Source organism: Kosakonia sp. PSU_27 (assembly GCF_039409795.1).
Classification (GTDB): Bacteria; Pseudomonadota; Gammaproteobacteria; order Enterobacterales; family Enterobacteriaceae; genus Kosakonia.
Genome location: NZ_JBCIVK010000008.1, coordinates 244,545 through 265,869, shown reverse-complemented (window position 1 = coordinate 265,869; position 21,325 = coordinate 244,545). Strand labels below are relative to the sequence as shown.

18 protein-coding genes are annotated in these 21,325 nt (G+C 56.2%); 11 read left to right on the top strand and 7 right to left on the bottom strand.

Going from position 1 to position 21,325, the window contains the following annotated elements; all coding sequences use genetic code 11:
• Positions 1–208: 208 nt before the first annotated feature.
• Both mrcB and hrpB read right to left on the bottom strand, forming a co-directional pair.
• Positions 209–2,737 (bottom strand): bifunctional glycosyl transferase/transpeptidase, encoded by a 2,529-nt coding sequence (gene mrcB, locus AAIG26_RS20605; protein WP_343181368.1) that lies wholly within the window; start codon positions 2,735–2,737, stop codon positions 209–211.
• A 117-nt stretch (positions 2,738–2,854) separates the two neighbouring features.
• On the bottom strand, positions 2,855–5,284 hold the full coding sequence (gene hrpB / locus AAIG26_RS20600) for an ATP-dependent helicase HrpB (RefSeq protein ID WP_343181367.1): 2,430 nt from the start codon (positions 5,282–5,284) through the stop codon (positions 2,855–2,857).
• A 73-nt stretch (positions 5,285–5,357) separates the two neighbouring features.
• Between hrpB and thpR the strand changes: the two genes are divergently transcribed.
• The 9 genes from thpR to panD all read left to right on the top strand — a co-directional run bounded on the left by thpR (position 5,358) and on the right by panD (position 12,428).
• Positions 5,358–5,888 carry an RNA 2',3'-cyclic phosphodiesterase gene (thpR, locus tag AAIG26_RS20595; protein WP_160271166.1) on the top strand — a complete coding sequence of 177 codons (531 nt, stop codon included), beginning with the start codon at positions 5,358–5,360 and terminating at the stop codon, positions 5,886–5,888.
• Positions 5,889–5,897: 9 nt separating this feature from the next.
• A complete protein-coding gene (gene sfsA / locus AAIG26_RS20590; protein ID WP_020456588.1) occupies positions 5,898–6,602 on the top strand; it encodes a DNA/RNA nuclease SfsA in 705 nt (234 codons plus the stop codon).
• Between the two features lie 173 nt (positions 6,603–6,775).
• Positions 6,776–7,231 (top strand): RNA polymerase-binding protein DksA, encoded by a 456-nt coding sequence (gene dksA / locus AAIG26_RS20585; protein WP_007373199.1) that lies wholly within the window; start codon positions 6,776–6,778, stop codon positions 7,229–7,231.
• 87 nt (positions 7,232–7,318) lie between these two features.
• Positions 7,319–8,215 (top strand): tRNA glutamyl-Q(34) synthetase GluQRS, encoded by an 897-nt coding sequence (gene gluQRS / locus AAIG26_RS20580; RefSeq protein WP_343181366.1) that lies wholly within the window; start codon positions 7,319–7,321, stop codon positions 8,213–8,215.
• A gap of 55 nt (positions 8,216–8,270) precedes the next feature.
• Positions 8,271–9,668 carry a polynucleotide adenylyltransferase PcnB gene (gene pcnB, locus AAIG26_RS20575; RefSeq protein WP_206052453.1) on the top strand — a complete coding sequence of 466 codons (1,398 nt, stop codon included), beginning with the start codon at positions 8,271–8,273 and terminating at the stop codon, positions 9,666–9,668.
• Complete coding sequence (gene folK / locus AAIG26_RS20570; RefSeq protein ID WP_343181365.1) at positions 9,665–10,144, top strand: 2-amino-4-hydroxy-6-hydroxymethyldihydropteridine diphosphokinase; 480 nt, start codon at positions 9,665–9,667, stop codon at positions 10,142–10,144. Before pcnB ends, folK begins: the two co-directional genes overlap by 4 nt.
• Positions 10,145–10,252: 108 nt before the next feature.
• On the top strand, positions 10,253–11,044 hold the full coding sequence (panB, locus tag AAIG26_RS20565; protein WP_343181364.1) for a 3-methyl-2-oxobutanoate hydroxymethyltransferase: 792 nt from the start codon (positions 10,253–10,255) through the stop codon (positions 11,042–11,044).
• Between the two features lie 11 nt (positions 11,045–11,055).
• Complete coding sequence (gene panC, locus AAIG26_RS20560; protein WP_343181363.1) at positions 11,056–11,910, top strand: pantoate--beta-alanine ligase; 855 nt, start codon at positions 11,056–11,058, stop codon at positions 11,908–11,910.
• Between the two features lie 137 nt (positions 11,911–12,047).
• Positions 12,048–12,428, top strand: a complete 381-nt coding sequence (gene panD, locus AAIG26_RS20555) for an aspartate 1-decarboxylase (protein WP_020456583.1) — start codon at positions 12,048–12,050, stop codon at positions 12,426–12,428.
• 4 nt (positions 12,429–12,432) lie between these two features.
• Here the strand turns inward: panD and AAIG26_RS20550 are convergent, their stop codons facing one another.
• The 3 genes from AAIG26_RS20550 to AAIG26_RS20540 form a co-directional block, all read right to left on the bottom strand.
• Positions 12,433–13,677, bottom strand: coding sequence for a polysaccharide deacetylase family protein (locus AAIG26_RS20550; RefSeq protein WP_020456582.1), 1,245 nt, complete (start codon positions 13,675–13,677; stop codon positions 12,433–12,435).
• A gap of 135 nt (positions 13,678–13,812) precedes the next feature.
• Complete coding sequence (locus AAIG26_RS20545; protein WP_017457966.1) at positions 13,813–14,583, bottom strand: ABC transporter permease; 771 nt, start codon at positions 14,581–14,583, stop codon at positions 13,813–13,815.
• Positions 14,580–15,506: an ABC transporter ATP-binding protein gene (locus AAIG26_RS20540; RefSeq protein WP_020456581.1), complete on the bottom strand. Its 927-nt coding sequence runs from the start codon at positions 15,504–15,506 to the stop codon at positions 14,580–14,582. Before AAIG26_RS20540 ends, AAIG26_RS20545 begins: the two co-directional genes overlap by 4 nt.
• Before the next feature lie 107 nt (positions 15,507–15,613).
• On the opposite strand from AAIG26_RS20540, the gene can reads away from it, so the two are divergent.
• Positions 15,614–16,276 (top strand): carbonate dehydratase, encoded by a 663-nt coding sequence (gene can, locus AAIG26_RS20535; RefSeq protein ID WP_044489565.1) that lies wholly within the window; start codon positions 15,614–15,616, stop codon positions 16,274–16,276.
• Positions 16,277–16,305: 29 nt separating this feature from the next.
• Here the strand turns inward: can and hpt are convergent, their stop codons facing one another.
• The gene (hpt, locus tag AAIG26_RS20530) at positions 16,306–16,842 is read right to left on the bottom strand and encodes a hypoxanthine phosphoribosyltransferase (RefSeq protein ID WP_017457963.1); all 537 of its coding nucleotides are present in this window, start codon (positions 16,840–16,842) and stop codon (positions 16,306–16,308) included.
• Positions 16,843–17,044: 202 nt separating this feature from the next.
• Between hpt and AAIG26_RS20525 the strand changes: the two genes are divergently transcribed.
• Complete coding sequence (locus tag AAIG26_RS20525) at positions 17,045–19,435, top strand: pyrroloquinoline quinone-dependent dehydrogenase (RefSeq protein WP_045511963.1); 2,391 nt, start codon at positions 17,045–17,047, stop codon at positions 19,433–19,435.
• Between the two features lie 113 nt (positions 19,436–19,548).
• On the opposite strand, the gene cueO is transcribed toward AAIG26_RS20525, so the two are convergent.
• Positions 19,549–21,234: a multicopper oxidase CueO gene (gene cueO / locus AAIG26_RS20520; protein ID WP_343181362.1), complete on the bottom strand. Its 1,686-nt coding sequence runs from the start codon at positions 21,232–21,234 to the stop codon at positions 19,549–19,551.
• Positions 21,235–21,325: the final 91 nt, after the last annotated feature.

The following is a 21,325-nucleotide window of genomic DNA, read 5'->3' as shown; positions in this document are numbered from 1 at the left end:
AATTATTATTATGACCGCAGCATAATATGCGAAGCGCTGTGCGCATAGCAAGCAGTAAGCCGCCTGAAACGGCCCGAAGGATGAAGAAATAACCAGACGAAAAGCAGGTGGTTAACAGGGGTTTAATACAACGTTATTTGCATGTTTAGGGCGTTAAAAACCCCCCGATGTTGCCATCGGAGGTTTCAGGTTTTGTCACGGCAGAAAGTTAGTTACCGCCGAACATCTCTTTGATCCAGCCTGCGACACCATCGCTTTTCTGCTCCTGCTGCGGCGGCTGTTGAGTCTGCTGCTGCGCGGGTTGCTGCGGCTGCTGGGACTGATCAAACGGGTTGCCGGTTTGCGGCTGCACCTGGTTTTGCTGGCACAGCGTTTCCGGGCTGGTCGTCCAGACCGGAAGCTGGCGCACACCGCCACCGCCACAAACGAAATTCCCCATGTCATCAACACCCATATTGGTGATGTCTTCCGGCGGCGTCAGATCCAGCGGGATCGGCGACTGGTTTTCCAGATAACGCTGGTAAATCGCCATCGCGCCGCTGGCACCATACAGCTTCGTCGGCTGGTTATTGTCGCGGCCAACCCAGGTAATGGTCACTTCGCGCCCGTCGATACCCGCAAACCAGGTATCGACGTTGTTGTTGGTAGTACCGGTTTTACCCGCCAGATGCAGGCCCGGATACTTCGCGCCAAGCTGACGACCAGTGCCGCGCTGGACAACCTGCTGCATCGTCCACAGCGTCATGTACGCCGCCTGCGCCGGTACGGCACGCTCGGCCTGCGGGAAGCTCTGATACAGCACCGTGCCGTCTTCCGCAATCACCGAACGCAGCGCGGAAAGCGGTGCGCGGTTACCGCCGCTGGCGATGGTCTGGAAAGCCTGCGCCACTTCAATTGGCGTCAGGTTCAGCGCACCAAGCAGCATAGACGGCATGCCGGTCAGCTGATCTTTCGGCGCGCCGAGTTTCTGCCAGGTGTCCGTCACCGCAGGCAACCCTACCGCCATCCCGAGGTTCACCGTCGGTACGTTCATCGACCGGGTCAGCGCATCGACCAGCATCACCTGGCCGCTAAAACGACGGTCATCGTTCTGCGGTGCCCACACCTGGCCGTTAGACAAGCGCAGTGAAATCGGCGCATCGGCAATCCAGGTATTCAGGCGATAGATGTTCGGCTGGCTCAGCGCCGTCAGGTAGGTTGCCGGTTTCGCCAGCGAACCAATGGAGCGGCGCGCCTGCATCGCACGGTTATAACCCGCGAATTGCGGCGTCGCACCGCCGACCATTGCGCGCACTTCACCGGTGTAGCGGTCGACCACCACCATTGCCGTTTCAAGGTCGGTCAGCTTGCGCTGCTTGATCAGCAGCGGAATACCTTCCACGGCGGCTTTTTCGGCGGCGTCCTGCGCCACGGAATCAAAAGTGGTGAAGATCTTCACGCCGGAGAGATCTTTCACTTTATCACCGAGCTTCGCTTGCAACTCCTGACGCACCATCTGCATAAACGCTGGCTGCGGTGAAATCACCCCGCCGCGCGGCTGCACGCCGAGCGGACGCGCGCTCAGCATGTCATACAGCTCCTGGTCGATAACGTTCTGCTGTTGCAGCAAGCGCAGCACCAGGTTACGACGCTCCAGCGCCAGTTTCGGGTTACGCCACGGGTTATAGATTGACGCACCTTTAACCATCCCCACCAGCAATGCCTGCTGATCAAGGCTCAACTCTTCCACCGGGCGGCCAAAATAGTAGAGGCTCGCCAGCGGGAAACCGCGGATCTCGTTGTCGCCGCTCTGACCGAGGTACACCTCGTTCATATACAGCTCAAGAATACGATCTTTGCTGTAGCGGGCATCCATAATCAGCGCCATATAGGCTTCGTTGGCTTTACGCCAGTAGGAGCGCTCGCTGCTGAGGAACAGGTTTTTCACCAGCTGCTGCGTCAGCGTACTCGCCCCCTGCACGGTGCGTCCGGCGGTCAGGTTCGCCAGCACCGCACGGCCAATGGAGTAAAAGCTGATGCCGTCGTGCTCGTAAAAGTGGCGGTCTTCGGTCGCCAGCAGCGTATCCACCAGCAGATCCGGGAAACCGTTACGCGGCACAAACAGTCGCTGCTCGCCATTAGGCGAAGAGAGCATGGTGATCAGGCGTGGATCGAGGCGGAAGAAACCGAACTGGCGGTTGCTGTCCATATTCTCGATGGTTTCCAGACGAGAGCCGTCAAAAGTCAGACGCGCACGCACCTGCCCTTCTTTACTATCCGGGAAATCAAACGGACGGCGGATCATCTCAATGCTTTTCGCCTGCACGGTAAACTCGCCGGGACGGGTCATCTTCGTCACCTGGCGGTACTGAGTAGCTTCCAGCAGTTTCACCATCTCGTTTTTACTGATTGCCATATCCGGTTCGAGGTTGACCATACGGCCATACACCGCGGCAGGCAGTTGCCAGACTTTTCCGTCGATACGGGCACGGATTTTTTGATCCAGATACACGCCATAAATGGCGCACAGCACGGCCAGAACGATGGCAATTTTTAACAGCAGCCAGAACCAGCCGCGTTTGCCGCGTGGCTTCTTGCCTTTGCCTCTTCCTTTTTTCGGCATCGGTTCCTCGTCTTCATCGTCATCTTCATACTCGTCGTACTCCTCTTCCCGAAGTCGACGACGGCTGATTTTCTCTTTCGCCGGACGCGCAGGTTTACCCTTGCGTCCAATTGGCTCGCGGTCATTCCCCGCCATGCTTTACTCTCCGCAACTTTCAGGCGCAAGGGCCTGATTCTCAACTCTTCCGCACCGGGGCAGAAGAAGAAATCTCTCAATTTATCGCACGGTTCGATGGCGAAAAGCCCATCCCTGTTACGAATACTTTTTAGTGCGCCGCGTCGGTGCCGTATTGGCCGGATCGTCCGGCCAGACATGCTTCGGGTAGCGCCCTTTCATCTCTTTTTGCACTTCGCGATACGCGCCTGCCCAAAACGCGCTTAAATCACGGGTGATTTGCAGCGGACGTTGCGCAGGGGAAAGCAGCTCCAGCACCAGCGCCACGCGCCCTTGCGCGATGACAGGCGTTGTCGCTTCGCCAAACATCTCTTGCATGCGCACCGCCAGCGCCGGCGGGTTATCTTCGTGATAACGAATCGCTATCCGGCTTCCCGTCGGCACAGTGTAATGCGCAGGCAGCTCACTATCCAGACGTTGACGTAATGACCACGGCATCGCATTTTGTAACGCCTGGCTTAAATCGAGCGCTTTCAGCTCACGCAGCGAACGAATACCGCTCATTTGCGGCAATAACCACTGCTCAAGGTTCTCCAGCAACGAAGCCTCATCGACCGCTGGCCAGTCCACTTCCGGCAGCCACTTCGCCGCACAATGCAGACGCAAACGCAGTTGCTCGGCGTCCGGCGTCCAGTTCAGCACGCGCAAGCCTTTATCACGGATACCGTTCAGCATCGCCCGATGCAACTCCTCTTCGGAGGGTTTCGCCAGCGGTTGTACTTTTAATGTCAATTGGCCTATCTGGCTGCGGCGAAAGGCTTTTAACGTGCCCTGCGCCTCGTCCCACTCAACCGTGTCGGACTGCTGCAATAAATGTGGGCAGCGAGTGACAAGCGCGTCGATATCCAGCGGCAGCGCCAGCAAAATCCGCGCATCCGGTGATGCGCTCCCCTGCAACAGCAGTGGTGCTATCAGCCATTCGTGACGGTTGAGCGCATCATCGGCGTCCAGCGTTGCGCCCATGCCGTTCGCCAGTTGATAGCGACCTTCCTGTCCGCGCCGGCGGGCAATGCGATCGGCAAAGGCGCTTGCCAGCAACGGCGCAAGTACGGTGTTGTCCGGCTCGCCATCGCTGCTTTTCAGGCGGCGGGCCAGCTGGCGCGCGCGCTGCTGCCAGTTCGGCTGGTTGCGTGAAAACGCCGCGCTCAAGTCGCTGTTTGCGCCGCGTGGTGGCTCTTCCAGAATCGCCGCCAGCTTCGCCGCCGTGGCAATTTCATCGCGACCGTTTGCCGCCGCCAGCATCGCAGCCAGGCGCGGCTCGTTACCGAGCGCCGCCATGCGCTGCCCAAACGGCGTCAGTCGCCCGTCCTCAAGCGCCTGCAACTGGCTGAGCAGCTTGCGCGCCGCCGCGAGATTTACCGCTGGCGGCAGATCCAGCCATTTGAGCTGGGCAGGCTCCTGGCATCCCCACTGGATTAATTCCATTAACAGTCCGGATAAATCACTACTCACTATTTCAGGGCTGCTCTGCGCCGCCGCGCGTTCCGCCTGCTCTTTACTCAGTAAATGCATGCAAATGCCAGGCTCAAGACGACCGGCACGTCCGGCACGCTGCGTCATCGAAGCAACACTAATGCGCTGCGTCACCAGCCGGGTTAAACCGCTGCGGGCATCAAACCGCGCGACGCGCTCCTGGGCGCTATCCATCACCAGGCGAATGCCTTCAATGGTCAAACTGGTTTCGGCGATATTAGTCGCTAGCACTACTTTTCGCTGCCCGACGGGCGCGGACAAAATGGCTTTGCGCTGCTCATTGAGCGGCAGCGCACCATAAAGTGGGCAGAGGAGAACATCGCTGCCGACGCGGGAAGCCAGTTGCTCCTGCACGCGCTGGATTTCCCCGACGCCCGGTAAAAACAGCAGCAGCGAACCGGGTTCATTACGCAGTAATTCAGCGGTCGCCTGGGCGACGGCTTCATCAAAACGAAGATGAGAAGGCAACGGTTGATAACGCTGCTCAACGGGGTACGCCCGCCCTTCAGACACAATGGTCGGGGCCTCAGGCAACAACGCCTGCAAACGGGCATTATCGAGCGTTGCCGACATCACCAGCAGTTTGAGGTCATCGCGCAGCCCTTGCTGCACGTCTAACAGCAATGCCAGGGCGAGATCAGCTTGCAGGCTGCGCTCATGAAATTCATCGAGGATCACCAGTCCCACACCGCTGAGTTCCGGATCTTGCTGAACCAGCCGCATTAATATGCCTTCCGTCACGACTTCGAGCCGGGTATTTGGCCCCACGCAGGTTTCCGCACGCATCCGGTAACCCACAGTTTCGCCTGGCTTTTCATCAAGCAGCTCCGCCAGCCGCTGTGCCACATTGCGCGCCGCCAGCCGACGCGGTTCAAGCAGCAAAATACGGCCAGTAATGTCGCCTTGTTGCAGCAGCTGCAACGGCAACCAGGTCGATTTCCCTGCGCCGGTGGGTGCGCTTAACAGCACCTGTGGCGCGGTGCGCAGGGCAGAAAGAATGTCGGGCAGAACGGCGGCGACTGGCAGTGAGGACACAAAAGCTCCGGAGGGTTAACATAAGCCGGCCAGCAGTATAACATCGCCGTAAACCTTTGACCTCGAGCCCGCCATGTCTGAACCAAAAAGGCTGTTTTTCGCCCTTGAACTCCCTGCGGATATTCAGACGCAGGTGGTGCAATGGCGTGCGCAACAGTTCCCGCCGGATGCGGGGCGGCCGATTGCAGCGGCGAATCTGCATCTGACGCTGGCGTTTCTCGGCGAAATCAGCGCGGAAAAACAGCGCGCACTGGAAGCGCTGGCCGGCCGGATACGCCAGCCCGGTTTCACACTCACGCTGGATGATGCCGGGCAATGGCTGCGTTCGCGCGTCGTCTGGCTCGGTTCACGCCAGCCGCCGCGTGGGTTGCTGCAACTGGCGGATATGCTCCGCGCCCAGGCGTCCCGCAGCGGATGTTATCAAAGCCCGCAGCCGTTTCACCCGCACATTACGCTACTGCGCGACGCCAGCCATGCTGTCACGATCCCACCGCCGGGTTTTCACTGGTCGTTTCCGGTGACGGCGTTCGCATTGTATGAATCACAATTTATCCAGGGTCGAACCCGCTACACGCAGTTGCATCGCTGGACGCTTAAAAAATAAGGATTTTCCATGGATTTTTCCCCGCCGCTTAAATCCGCCACGCTGATTCAGCGTTATAAACGTTTTCTTGCGGATGTGATCACGCCTGAAGGGGAAACCCTCACGCTGCATTGCCCGAATACCGGTGCGATGACCGGTTGCGCGACGCCAGGCGACACTGTCTGGTATTCCACGTCGAATAATCCTAAGCGCAAATATGCCCATACGTGGGAATTATCCCAAACCCAACAGGGGGCATTTATTTGCGTCAATACTCAGCGGGCAAATATGCTGACAAAAGAAGCAATACTTGCTGACCAGGTGCCTGAACTCAGCGGATATAGCGCGCTGAAAAGCGAAGTAAAATATGGTGCGGAAGGTAGCAGAATTGATTTTCTGTTACAGGCGGATGACCGGCGCAACTGCTATATTGAAGTGAAATCGGTCACGCTCGCCGAGCAGCAGTCAGGCTACTTCCCGGATGCCGTCACCCTGCGTGGGCAGAAGCATTTACGGGAATTAATGAGCGTCGCGGCCAACGGCGATCGCGCGGTAATTCTGTTTGCCGTTCTGCACTCCGCCGTTGAACATTTTTCTCCGGCACGCCATATTGACGAGGAATACGCACGATTATTGAATGAGGCACAACACCGGGGGGTAGAAGTTATCGCTTATAAAGCGGAACTTTCTGCCGATAATATCACTCTTAAGTTGCCACTACCTTTTACGGTATAAAGGCAAGCTTTTGACGAGTAAGTGATTTGGTCGCGTGCGCAAATACGCTTTTCTTCACAGGGTTGTCAAGTGTTACGTTTAGATATTTGCCATCCGTAAAAGCATCTGCTATTTATAGCGGCCTGATTTTTCCCCCACACGGGGATCGATAGTGCGTGTTAAGGAGAAGCAACATGCAAGAAGGGCAAAACCGTAAAACATCGTCCCTGAGTATTCTCGCCATCGCTGGGGTGGAGCCGTATCAAGAGAAACCGGGCGAAGAGTATATGAACGAAGCCCAGCTGGCGCACTTCAAGCGTATTCTTGAAGCATGGCGTAATCAACTTAGGGATGAAGTCGATCGCACCGTCACGCACATGCAGGACGAAGCAGCTAACTTCCCCGATCCGGTCGACCGTGCCGCGCAGGAAGAAGAGTTCAGCCTCGAACTGCGTAACCGTGATCGCGAGCGCAAGTTGATTAAAAAGATCGAGAAGACGCTGAAAAAAGTGGAAGACGAAGATTTCGGCTTCTGCGAATCCTGTGGCGTTGAAATTGGTATCCGTCGTCTGGAAGCACGTCCGACTGCCGACCTGTGCATCGACTGCAAAACCCTGGCGGAAATCCGCGAAAAACAGATGGCGGGTTAATCCCCTGACGTCTTCAACGGCGCACCGCTAAGGCGTGGTGCGCCCTATACGGCGGGATCGATTCCCGCCTATATTTTTGCCAGCGACATGCCTGAATCACACTATATTGGGCGCTTTGCGCCATCCCCATCCGGTGAACTGCATTTTGGTTCGTTAATTGCTGCTCTCGGCAGCTATCTGCAAGCCCGCGCCAGCCAAGGCACCTGGCTTGTTCGCATCGAAGATATCGATCCCCCCAGAGAAGTTCCCGGCGCGGCAAACACCATTCTTCGCCAGCTTGAGCATTATGGTCTGCACTGGGACGGCGATGTGCTGTGGCAATCCCGTCGCCATGACGCCTACCGTGAGGCGCTCGCCACCTTACAACGCAAAGGGCTGAGCTATTTTTGTACCTGCACGCGCGCCCGCATCCACAGCATCGGTGGCACCTACGACGGGCATTGCCGGACATTACAAAATGGCCCGCAAAACGCCGCCGTACGGCTGGTACAGCAGCATCCGGTGCTGCACTTCGACGATAAATTACGCGGGCGCATCACCGCCGACGAAAAACTGGCGCGGGAAGATTTTATTATTCACCGCCGCGACGGGCTGTTTGCCTACAATCTCGCGGTGGTGGTTGATGACCATTTTCAGGGCGTCACAGAAATTGTGCGCGGCGCGGATCTGATAGAACCCACGGTGCGGCAAATCTCCCTTTATAACCAGTTTGGCTGGCCGGTGCCGACGTACGTTCATTTGCCGCTGGCGCTCAACGAGCAGGGAAATAAGCTTTCCAAGCAAAACCACGCCCCCGCGTTGCCTGAAGGCGATCCGCGCCCGGTAATAATCAGGGCTTTACAATTTTTGAACCAGGATGTAACAAATGAGTGGCAGGATCTGCGCATCGACGCGCTGCTGCAAAAAGCGGTGGAAAACTGGACGCTTTGCCGTGTGCCAGATGCCGCGGATGCGAATACAGCATTCTCAAACGGCTCGCGCTGAGCTATGATTAGCCGCTATTTTTTTGTCCTGACGTTTGACACTACCGAGGTGTACTATTTTTACCCGAGTCGCTAATTTTTGCCGCAAGGTGCTAAGCCGCGAAGAGAGCATGGTCGTTGAGGCTATGGCCCAACCGCAGATGACGGTTATTCCGCGTGAGCAGCACGCTATTTCCCGCAAAGATATCAGTGAAAATGCGCTCAAGGTGCTCTATCGTCTGAATAAAGCGGGCTACGACGCTTACCTGGTAGGCGGCGGCGTGCGCGATTTATTGCTGGGCAAAAAACCAAAAGATTTTGACGTGACCACCAGCGCAACGCCGGATCAGGTGCGTAAACTGTTCCGCAACTGCCGCCTGGTCGGCCGCCGTTTCCGCCTTGCACATGTGATGTTCGGGCCGGAAATTATCGAAGTCGCCACCTTCCGTGGTCATCACGACGAACAACAAACCGATCGCACCATCTCCCAGCGCGGGCAGAATGGCATGCTGCTGCGTGACAACATTTTCGGTTCCATCGAAGAAGATGCCCAGCGCCGCGACTTCACCATCAACAGCCTTTATTACAGCGTTGCTGATTTCACCGTGCGTGATTACGTCGGCGGTATGCGTGACCTGGAAGAGGGTGTGATTCGCCTGATTGGTAACCCGGAAACCCGCTATCGCGAAGATCCGGTGCGCATGCTGCGCGCGGTGCGCTTTGCCGCCAAGCTCAATATGCGTATCAGCGAAGAGACCGCCGAGCCGATCCCGCGCCTGGCAACGCTGATTAACGATGTTCCTCCGGCGCGCCTGTTTGAGGAATCGCTGAAACTGCTGCAGGCCGGTTACGGTTACGAAACCTACCGTTTACTGCGTGAATATGGTCTGTTCCAGCCGCTGTTCCCCAGCATCACCCGCTACTTCACCGAAAAAGGCGACAGCCCGATGGAGCGGATTATTGACCAGGTGCTGAAGAATACCGACAACCGCATTCGCAACGACATGCGCGTCAATCCGGCGTTTTTGTTTGCTGCGATGTTCTGGTATCCGCTACTGGAAAACGCCCAGCGCATTACCCAGGAAGGCGGTCTGGCCTATTATGACGCTTTCGCGCTGGCGATGAACGACGTGCTGGATGAAGCGTGCCGTTCACTGGCGATCCCAAAACGCATCACCACACTGATCCGTGATATCTGGCAGTTGCAATTGCGGATGTCCCGTCGCCAGGGCAAGCGCTCATGGAAACTGATGGAACACCCGAAATTCCGCGCGGCCTATGATTTACTGGCGCTGCGCGCCGAAGCCGAAAATAACGGCGAGCTGCAACGTCTGGCGAAATGGTGGGGTGAATTCCAGGTTTCCGCACCGCCAGCCCAGAAAGATATGCTCAATGATTTAGGCGATGAACCGGCAGAACGCCGTCGCCACCGCCGCCCGCGCAAACGCGCGCCGCGCCGCGAAGGTAGCGCATGACCCTCGCGTATATCGCGCTCGGTAGCAACCTGGCGTCACCGCTCGACCAGGTTAACGCCGCGATGACCGCCCTCGGAGAGATCCCACAAAACCGCATCGTGGCGGTCTCTTCGTTATATCGCACTCCCCCGCTTGGCCCGCCGGATCAACCGGACTATCTCAACGCCGCCGTGGCGCTGGAAACCGACCTTACGCCAGAAACGCTGCTCGATCACACGCAACGCATTGAACTCCAGCAAGGCCGCGTACGTAAAGCAGAACGCTGGGGACCGCGCACGCTCGATCTCGATATCATGCTGTTCGGCAATCTTACCCTGAATACCGAACGCCTGACGGTGCCGCACTACGACATGAAAAACCGTGGCTTTATGTTGTGGCCACTGTTTGAAATTGCGCCCGATCTGCACTTCCCGGACGGCACATCGTTGCAGGAAATTCTTGCGAACCTGAACGCGCCGAAACCCGACGCCTGGTAATTTCCCGCTTTCGTCACGCCCCGCGCTCACCGCTTGCCTAAAATCATTGCCCACCTGATGGTTGCTGCTAGAATGCGCCAGAATCGCTTTCGACTATCAGGAAACGCTATGAAACCCACCACCATCTCCTGGCTGCACAAGTGCAAGCAGGAAAAGAGACGCTTCGCCACTATCACCGCATACGACTACAGCTTCGCGAAACTGTTTGCCGAAGAAGGGATTAACGTGATGCTGGTTGGTGATTCGTTAGGGATGACGGTACAAGGTCACGACTCCACCCTGCCGGTAACGGTTGCCGATATCGCTTATCACACCCAGGCTGTTCGCCGTGGCGCACCGGCCTGCCTGCTGCTCGCCGATCTGCCGTTTATGGCCTACGCCACGCCGGAGCAGGCGTTTGAAAACTCCGCAGTGGTCATGCGTGCAGGTGCCAATATGGTGAAAATCGAAGGTGGCCGCTGGCTGGCGCCGACGGTGAAAATGCTGACCGAGCGCGCCGTGCCGGTGTGCGGCCACCTGGGTTTGACGCCGCAGTCTGTTAATATTTTCGGCGGTTATAAAGTTCAGGGGCGCGGCGACGCGGCACAAGGGCTGCTTGACGATGCGCTGGCGCTGGAAGCCGCTGGCGCGCAACTGCTGGTGCTGGAGTGTATTCCGGTCGAGCTGGCGCAGCGCATCACGTCGGCGTTAACCATTCCGGTAATTGGTATTGGCGCAGGCAATGTCACCGACGGCCAGATTCTGGTGATGCATGACGCGTTCGGCATTACCGGCGGGCATATCCCGAAATTCGCGAAAAATTTCCTCAATGAAGCAGGCGACATGCGCGCAGCGGTCAGGCAGTATGTTGCCGACGTCAAATCCGGAGCCTATCCGGGTGAAGAACATAGTTTCCATTAAGGAGCCTTACTGTGTTGATTATTGAAACCCTCCCGCTGCTGCGCCAGCACATCCGCAGGCTGCATCAGGAAGGTAAGCGTATTGCGCTGGTGCCAACGATGGGCAACCTGCACGATGGCCATATGAAGCTGGTCGACGAAGCGAAAGCCCGCGCCGATGTGGTGGTTGTGAGTATTTTCGTTAACCCAATGCAGTTCGACCGCCCGGATGATTTAGTGCGCTACCCGCGCACCCTGCAGGAAGATTGCGAAAAGCTGAACAAGCGCAAAGTCGATCTTGTTTTCGCCCCCGCACCAGCAGATATCTACCCGCAGGGCACCGACACCCAAACGTATGTGGATGTGCCGGGCATCTCCACCATGCTGGAAGGCGCAAGCCGTCCTGGCCATTTCCGTGGCGTGTCGACTATCGTCAGTAAGCTGTTCAACCTGGTACAACCGGATATCGCCTGTTTTGGCGAGAAGGATTACCAACAGTTGCAGTTGATCCGCAAAATGGTGGCCGACATGGGCTACGACATTGAGATTGTCGGCGTGCCGACCGTGCGCGCAAAAGATGGCCTCGCGCTGAGTTCGCGTAATGGCTATCTCACCGCTGAACAGCGCAAAATTGCCCCGGCGCTCAGCAAAGTGATGAATTCGATTGCCGATAAACTGCTGGCAGGCGAGCGCAATGAAGAAGAACTGATTGCCATTGCCGGGCAGGAGATCAACGACGCGGGTCTGCGCGCCGATGATATTCAGATCCGCGATGCAGATACGCTGCTGGTGCTGTCTGAGGACAGTAAACGCGCGGTGATTTTGATGGCGGCATGGCTTGGTCAGGCGCGGCTTATCGACAACAAAGTCGTTGAGTTAGCCCGCTAGACAGGGCGAAAAAATCGGGCAATACTCCACTCCTGGCTTGCCCTTACGCCCGCCAGGACGTGGCGCGAGCACACGAGGGATTCGCAGGGAGCCGCCCTCCATTTTCAGGTTAATTATCAGTAATGAAGGTTTAACTTATGATTCGCACGATGCTGCAAGGCAAGCTCCACCGCGTCAAAGTGACGCAGGCCGACCTGCACTACGAAGGTTCCTGCGCGATTGACCAGGATTTCCTTGAGGCGGCCGGTATTCTGGAATACGAAGCCATCGATATTTATAACGTGACCAACGGCAAACGCTTTTCAACCTACGCGATTGCCGGCGAGCGCGGCTCACGCATTATCTCGGTTAACGGCGCGGCAGCGCACTGCGCGGACGTCGGCGATATCCTGATTATCGCCAGCTACGTCACCGTGCCGGATGAAGTTGCCCGTAGCTGGCAGCCGAAAGTGGCCTATTTTGATGGTGACAACGAGATGAAACGCACCGCGAAAGCCGTGCCGGTTCAGGTTGCCTGATGCCCTACCCCTGCGGCTGATTACTGATCAGCCGCGACATTGTCTCCAGCGAATCCGTTCTCAGCACGTACAACCTTTTCAGTAAAAACGGGTTATCTCCCGGTTTCACCTTGCCACGCACCGTGGTCACCGCCAGATGAAAACCGGCGTCATTCGCCGCTTTCACCGCTTTGTCGTCATACGCGCCAAAGGGATAGGCAAGGTAAAGCACATGCGGGTTGAACTGCGCCAGTGCGCGGCGCGAGCGTTTAAAATCGAACAGAATATTGTGATAGTTGCGGCTGAGCAAAATCGGGTGCATGGCATCATCAACCCGGTGCAGGAAATGGGTATGTGACTGCACATCGAACACATCCTGAATCTGATTCAGCTCCGACACGCTCATAAACTGCAGGAATTTCGGATCCCACGGCTGCGGCTTGAGCTTAATGCGTGACGAAATGATAAACGCTGTCGCTTTAAAACCGTACTCGCGCAGGATCGGATAAGCGTAACGGCTGACCGATTTCAGCCCATCATCAAAGGTGATCACCACCGAACGCGCCGGCAAATTCATACGGTTACGCACATAACCTTCCAACTGGTACATCGACAACGTGGTGTAACCCTGATCGCGCAGCCAGGTCATCTGGTTGGTAAAAGCACGCACCGAGGTGGTGGTCGAGGTGTGGCGAAAGCGGGTATTTTCTTCATCGCGCAAGATGTGATGATAAGTCAGCACCGGAATGCCGCTATCTTCTTGCGCATCCAGGCTGCTGATCCACGCCAGCCGGTTGCCGATGCGGATCTGAAACCAGGTCTGGTTCAGGCGGTCTTTTAGCTTATCGATTATCGGGTAACGCAGGTTTTCCGCCAGCGTGCCAACCTGTTTACTGGTGATATCCGGCGACGTGTAGAGCGGTGTATCCTGCCAGGTGATCAGGTTTTGATTACTGAGCGGCTTATTCAGATCGCCCAGCGTATCTTCTACCCGCTCATTACCTGACACCGTGCCAAGATGGCCTCTGTCGATAAACCCGCTGCCGAAACCAAAGCGAAACGCGTAATAATCTTCCGCCCCCGGCACCACCGCCAGGATCTGCCCGGCGCGAATATTGCCGACGGTAACGACTCTGTCCCCCACCTGCGCCCAGATATTGGCATCTTCGGTGGTTTGCATATAGCGCGCGGGAATGCGTTGTTCACTGACAATACTGGCAGATGCGTTCAAGGCAACCAGCAACAGTAAAAGGGTAATCAAACGAGACATGAGACGGACCGAATAGAAAAACTGCACCTATTGTAGCAACAGAACGGGAGAAACCAACGGCAATGAGCAGGCTAAAAAACAGCCTAATCCTGAGGATTGGCTCTCTTCCAGAGAAGAGAGCCGTTGCAAACGGGATCAGCTACGCAGCCCGCGTCCGCGGTTGATCAGATACCAGCACAGCAGGTAAAAGACGATGATAAACACCACTAAAACCCCCACGGTGGTAAACAGCGGCACATCGGAAATGCCGAGGAAACCAAAGCGGAAGCCGCTAATCATGTACACGATCGGGTTGAGGTGCGACAGCGCCTGCCAGAATGGCGGCAGCAGCGTCAGGGAGTAAAACACCCCGCCCAGATAAGTCAGCGGCGTCAACACAAAGGTCGGGATCAGGCTGATGTCATCAAAGGTTTTGGCAAATACCGCATTCAACAGCCCGGCCAGTGAAAACAGCACCGCCGTCAGCAGCAGCGTCAGGCCAACAAACAGCCATGAATGTACCTGAAACGGCACGAAAAACAGCGAAACCGCCGTGACCAGGATGCCCACACACAGCCCGCGCGCCACACCGCCGCCAACATATCCGGCGATAATGACATGCGTCGGCACCGGTGCCACCAGCAGCTCCTCGATATTGCGCTGGAACTTGGCGCTAAAGAATGACGACGCCACGTTGGCATACGCGTTGGTGATCACCGCCATCATGATTAAGCCCGGCACGATAAACTGCATGTAGGTAAAGCCGTGCATTTCACCGATACGCGAACCGATCAGGTTGCCGAAAATAATAAAGTAGAGCGTCATGGTGATCACCGGCGGCACCAGTGTTTGCACCCAAATGCGCATAAAACGCTGGATCTCTTTGTACCAGATACTCTTCAGCGCCACCCAGAACAGCTGCATCATGCGCTTTCTCCTTTTCTGTCATGAACCAGCGTGACAAACAGCTCTTCGAGACGGTTGGCTTTGTTACGCATACTCAATACCTGTACACCCTGCGCGCTAAGCTGGCTGAACACGCTGTTCACGCCCTGCTCACGCAGCACTTCCACCTCAAGCGTGGACGTATCCACCAGCCGGTATTGATACCCTTCCAGCTTCGGCAGCGGGCTTTTCGGCGCTAAATCGAGAATAAAAGTTTCCGATTTCAGCTTCGACAGCAGCGCTTTCATCGAGGTGTTTTCAATCAGATCGCCACGCTGAATGATGCCGATGTTGCGACACAGCATCTCGGCTTCTTCCAGGTAGTGCGTCGTCAGAATGATGGTGGTGCCTTTGTCATTGAGATCTTTCAAAAAGCCCCACATTGAGCGGCGCAGTTCGATATCGACACCCGCGGTTGGCTCGTCGAGGATCAGCAGTTTTGGCTCGTGCATCAGCGCGCGGGCAATCATCAAACGGCGCTTCATACCACCGGAAAGCATCCGCGCACGCTCGTTGCGTTTTTCCCACAGATCAAGCTGAGTCAGGTACTTTTCGCTACGTACGAGGGCTTCTTTACGATCGACGCCGTAGTAACCTGCCTGGTTAACGACTATCTGTTGCACGGTTTCAAACGGGTTAAAGTTGAACTCCTGCGGCACCAGCCCCAGTTGGCGCTTCGCGTTCACCACGTCTTTTTCGAGGTCGTAACCAAAGACGCTAACGCGCCCGGAAGATTTATTTACCAGCGAGCTGATAATGCCAATGGTGGTGGATTTGCCGGCACCATTTGGTCCGAGAAGCGCATAGAAATCGCCCGCTTCTACTTGTAAATCAATGCCGCGCAGCGCCTGAACGCCGCCCGGATAGGTTTTTTTAAGCTGCTCAAGCTCCAGTGCAATGGTCATGAATTATCACTTACCTGTTTTCTCACACTCGATGTGTGGTTTAAAAAGACGGAGAGTTCACCTATATTAGCGCAACGCACTTATCTGGTTACAGGTCGTTAACCTCCATGAAAGACATAGATACACTCATCAGCAACAATGCACTATGGTCAAAAATGCTGGTGGAAGAAGATCCTGGATTTTTCGAAACACTGGCGCAAGCACAGAAGCCGCGCTTTCTCTGGATTGGATGCTCCGACTCACGCGTACCCGCAGAACGTCTTACCGGGCTCGAACCGGGTGAACTGTTTGTACACCGTAATGTTGCAAACCTGGTTATCCATACCGATCTGAACTGCCTCTCCGTGGTGCAGTACGCGGTGGATGTGCTGGAAGTTGAGCACATTATCATCTGCGGTCACTACGGTTGCGGCGGCGTGCAAGCGGCGGTTGAGAACCCGGAACTGGGCCTAATCAACAACTGGCTGCTGCACATTCGCGATATCTGGTTTAAACATAGCTCGCTGCTGGGCGAAATGCCGCCGGAGCGTCGTCTCGACACGCTGTGCGAGCTGAACGTGATGGAACAGGTCTACAACCTGGGCCATTCAACCATCATGCAATCCGCGTGGAAACGTGGCCAGAAAGTGACCATTCACGGCTGGGCCTACGGTATTCATGATGGTCTGCTGCGCGATCTGGACGTCACCGCCACTAACCGCGAGTCGCTGGAACAGCGCTATCGCCAGGGCGTGTCAAACCTGAGTCAGAAGCACAGCAACCACAAATAACAATCGGGGCCGTTATTGGCCCCGTTTTTTTACTCGTCCAGCATCACCACTTTGCCGACATACGGCAAATGGCGATAACGCTGCGCGTAATCAATACCGTAACCCACCACAAACTCGTCCGGGATAGCAAAACCGACGAATTCGACCGGCACATCCACTTCACGACGCGACGGTTTATCCAGCAGGGTACAAATCGCCAGCGATTTTGGCTCGCGCAGGCGCAGGATCTCGCGCACTTTCGACAGCGTGTTACCCGAATCGATAATGTCTTCCACGATCAGCACATCTTTGCCACGAATATCTTCGTCGAGATCTTTGAGGATTTTCACATCGCGGGTGGTGGACATGCCGCTGCCGTAGCTGGAGGCGGTCATAAAGTCGACTTCGTGCGACACCTGCACTTCACGGCACAGGTCAGCCATAAACATAAACGAGCCGCGCAGCAGCCCAACCAGCACCATTTCGCTGCCGCTATCTTTATAACGCTCAGTGATTTGACGACCCAGCTCAGCGATACGCGCTTTGATCTCCGCTTCCGGGATCATCACTTCAACAGTGTGTTTCATTTTACTAACCATATGATTTAAAGAGTAAATCACTCAATACTGGTGCTTAAACCAGTGATTGAAACGCAAGGTGCGCAGTATACCAGCAAAAAGATTGTTGCGGGTTATTCCGCTACAAAGCTCATTTTGTGATGACGGTCACACTTGTTAACTCCTATAATTACTTGCTATCAAAATATTAACAAATCAACGGATGTGTTTTATGGCGGAAACAAAAACTCAACGGTCGCGGCTGCTTGTCACGCTGACGACGCTCTTTGCGGCCTTCTGCGGGCTGTATCTTTTAATCGGTGGGGTCTGGCTCGTCAGCATTGGCGGTTCCTGGTACTACCCCATCGCCGGTCTGGTCATGCTCGGCGTGACATGGCTGTTGTGGAAAGGGAAGCGCGCCGCGCTGTGGCTGTATGCCGCCCTGCTGCTGGCAACCATGATTTGGGGCGTGTGGGAAGTCGGTTTCGACTTCTGGGCGCTGACGCCGCGTAGCGATATCCTCGTCTTCTTCGGCATCTGGCTGATTCTGCCGTTCGTCTGGCGGCGGTTGATTGTGCCTTCCAGCGGTGCGGTAGCCGCGCTGGTGGTGGCACTGTTAATTAGCGGTGGCATCCTCACCTGGGCGGGTTTTAACGATCCGCAAGAAGTTCACGGCACCCTGAGCGCCGATGCCACACCGGCAGCGCCGATTTCACAGGTGGCCGATGGCGACTGGCCAGCCTATGGGCGTAACCAGGAAGGCCAGCGCTACTCTCCGCTGAAACAGATCAATGCCGATAACGTGAAAAACCTGAAGGAAGCCTGGGTGTTCCGCACCGGCGACCTGAAAATGCCAAACGATCCCGGTGAAATAACCAACGAAGTGACGCCAATTAAAGTGGGCGACACGCTGTTTCTGTGTACCGCGCACCAGCGTTTGTTTGCGATTGATGCCGCCACCGGCAAAGAGAAGTGGCATTTCGATCCGCAGCTGAACACCAATACTTCGTTCCAGCATGTGACCTGCCGCGGTGTTTCGTATCATGAAGCGCGCGCCGATAACGCCAGCCCGGATGTCGTTGCTGACTGCCCGCGCCGCATTATTCTGCCGGTGAACGATGGTCGTCTGTTTGCGCTGAATGCGGATAACGGCAAGCTGTGTGAAACCTTTGCCAACAAAGGGATCCTGAATCTGCAGACTAATATGCCGGATACCACGCCGGGTCTGTATGAACCGACGTCTCCGCCAATCATCACCGATAAAACCATCGTGATTGCCGGTTCGGTAACGGATAACTTCTCCACCCGTGAAACCTCTGGCGTTATCCGTGGTTTCGACGTGAATACCGGTAAACTGCTGTGGGCCTTCGATCCGGGCGCGAAAGATCCGAACGCGATCCCGTCGGATGAACACACCTTCACCTTTAACTCGCCGAACTCGTGGGCGCCTGCGGCTTATGACGCGAAACTGGATTTAGTCTATCTGCCGATGGGCGTCACCACCCCGGATATCTGGGGCGGCAACCGCACACCGGAGCAGGAACGCTACGCCAGCTCGATCGTCGCGCTGAACGCCACCACCGGTAAGCTCGCCTGGAGCTATCAGACCGTACACCACGATCTGTGGGATATGGATATGCCATCCCAGCCGACGCTGGCGGACATTACCGTGAACGGCAAAACCGTACCGGTTATTTATGCGCCGGCGAAAACCGGTAACATTTTCGTCCTCGATCGTACCAACGGTAAGCTGGTGGTTCCGGCACCGGAAAAACCGGTTCCGCAAGGCGCGGCAAAAGGCGATTACGTAGCCAAAACCCAGCCCTTCTCCGAGCTGAGTTTCCGCCCGACGAAAAACCTGAGCGGCGCGGATATGTGGGGCGCCACCATGTTCGACCAACTGGTGTGCCGCGTGATGTTCCACCAGATGCGCTATGAAGGTATCTTCACGCCGCCATCTGAGCAGGGCACGCTGGTATTCCCGGGCAACCTGGGGATGTTCGAATGGGGCGGTATCTCCGTTGATCCAAACCGTCAGGTGGCGATTGCCAACCCAATGGCGCTGCCGTTTGTGTCAAAACTGATCCCGCGCGGTCCAGGCAACCCGATGGAGCCGCCGAAAGACGCGAAAGGCACCGGTTCGGAATCCGGTATTCAGCCGCAGTATGGCGTGCCGTTTGGCGTGACGCTGAACCCGTTCCTCTCGCCATTTGGTCTGCCTTGTAAACAACCGGCCTGGGGTTACATTTCCGCACTGGATCTGAAAACCAACCAGGTGGTATGGAAAAAACGTATTGGTACACCGCAAGACAGCATGCCGTTCCCGATGCCGGTTCCGGTGCCGTTCAATATGGGGATGCCGATGCTCGGCGGCCCAATTTCCACCGCCGGTAATGTGCTGTTTATCGCCGCGACCGCAGATAACTACCTGCGCGCTTATAACATGAGCAACGGTGAGAAACTGTGGCAAGGCCGTTTGCCGGCTGGTGGCCAGGCGACACCGATGACTTATGAGGTTAATGGCAAGCAGTACGTGGTCATTTCCGCAGGCGGTCACGGTTCGTTCGGTACCAAAATGGGCGATTACATTGTCGCTTATGCGCTGCCGGATGACGCGAAGTAATCTCTCTTCTCCCTGACCGGAAGTCGTTATAAAAAATCCCCTCTGCCATCTGGCATGAGGGGATTTTCTTTTCTGCGACCGCCTGCCGCCGGAGTAAAGCGGAAAGTGAAGCGCTAAACCGTAAAGCCTAACATCATCCCGGTATCTTCATGCTCCAGCAGATGGCAGTGCGCCATATAGGCAAATTCTTTCGGCGCATCATGCTGGAAACGGACTAACACTTCGCTGCGCGCGCCATACACTTCAACCGTATCTTTCCAGCCTGCGCGATGCGCCGCTGGCGGTTTGCCATTTTCCGACAGAATGCGGAACTGCGTGCCGTGAATATGGAACGGGTGCAACATCATGTCGCCCTCGCCGGAGATCACCCAGCGCTCATATTGCCCTTTCCGCGCGGCAAATTGTGGTGTCGCCATATCAAAGGCTTTGCCGTTGATGCGATTGGCGTTATGGAAATCAAAACCGTTGCCGCCGTGGTTCATCTGGCCGCTACCCATTTGCATGTTACCCATCTGGCTATGGTCCATCTGACCATTATCCATTTGCATCTTGCCCATCTGGCTATGGTCCATCTGACCATTATCCATTTGCATCTTGCCCATCTGGCTATGGTTCATCTGGCCATGACCCATTTGCATATTACCCATCTGCCCGTGGCCCATCATCCCGGCCATCGCGCTATCGCCATACTTCTGCTGTAGCGCCTGCATGCCCATCATGTCGAGCATCGGATCCATCGACAGTTGCAAGGTGCGCTGCGTTAATCCTTCAAGCGCGGGTAAACCCGGCAGTGTCGCCAGCGTATCCGGTAACGTGCCGGAAGCGGTCACCTGTAATGGCTGGATGCGCAGCACCGGTTGCGGCTGGTCAAACGGCGCAACGGTCATTCCCATCTGCTGAACCGGTAAGGTCAGCAGATCAAACGGCTTACCATTGCTGGTATCGACCAATACTTCAAAGCGCTCGCCCATCAGCACCGGTAACTCGCTCACTTTCACCGGCTCCCCAAGCAAACCACCGTCGCTTGCTACCACATACAACGGGCGTTGATCGCTGGTGGCAAACTTCAGTGAACGCGCATTGCAGCCGTTCAACAATCGCAAGCGCAGCCAGCCGCGCGGGGCGGAATGTTGCGGGTAAATGGCACCGTTGGTGAGCAGCGTATCGCCAAACCAGCCAACGGCTGCGCTCATCACATCCAGTTGGTAATCAATCTGGCCGTTGGCGGCGAATTTTTTGTCCTGCACGATGACCGGTACATCATCAATGCCCCACTGTTGCGGCAGGCGCAACTTACGGCTGTTTTCATCCTCAATCAGCACCAGCCCTGCTAACCCCATCGCTACTTGTCGACCGGTTTTGCCGTGTTGATGCGGGTGGAACCAACATGTCGCCGCCTGCTGTGTCGGGGTAAAGGTCACGGTTCGGCTACCACCGGGTTTAATAATGCCTTGCGGCCCGCCATCGACTTCGCCCGGCACCTCAACGCCGTGCCAGTGCACGGTGGTCTCTTCGGCCAGCGTATTGCGGATCTCAACGGTGACCTCACGCCCCTGACGGAGCTGAAGCGCCGGGCCTAACAGCGCACCGTTGTATCCCCAGGTAGCGGCGCGTTTATTGCCAAACAGGGTTTCACCTGCCTGCACCGTTAACGCAATACGGTTTTGCGCGTCGGCGGCGAGTAACGGTGGTACAGGCAATGCGGGGCGCTCAGCGGCGAACAGCGAACGGCTCCATAACGGCAGCGTGCTCATCACCCCCAGCGCAGCGGAATATTTCAAGAAATCTCGGCGTTGCATGGGCATTTCCTTATCGATTGCAGGTCATCTTTTGAGCTTAAACCCTCCCCCTGCCGGAAGGTCAAGAAAAGAGACAATAATAAATATCGTC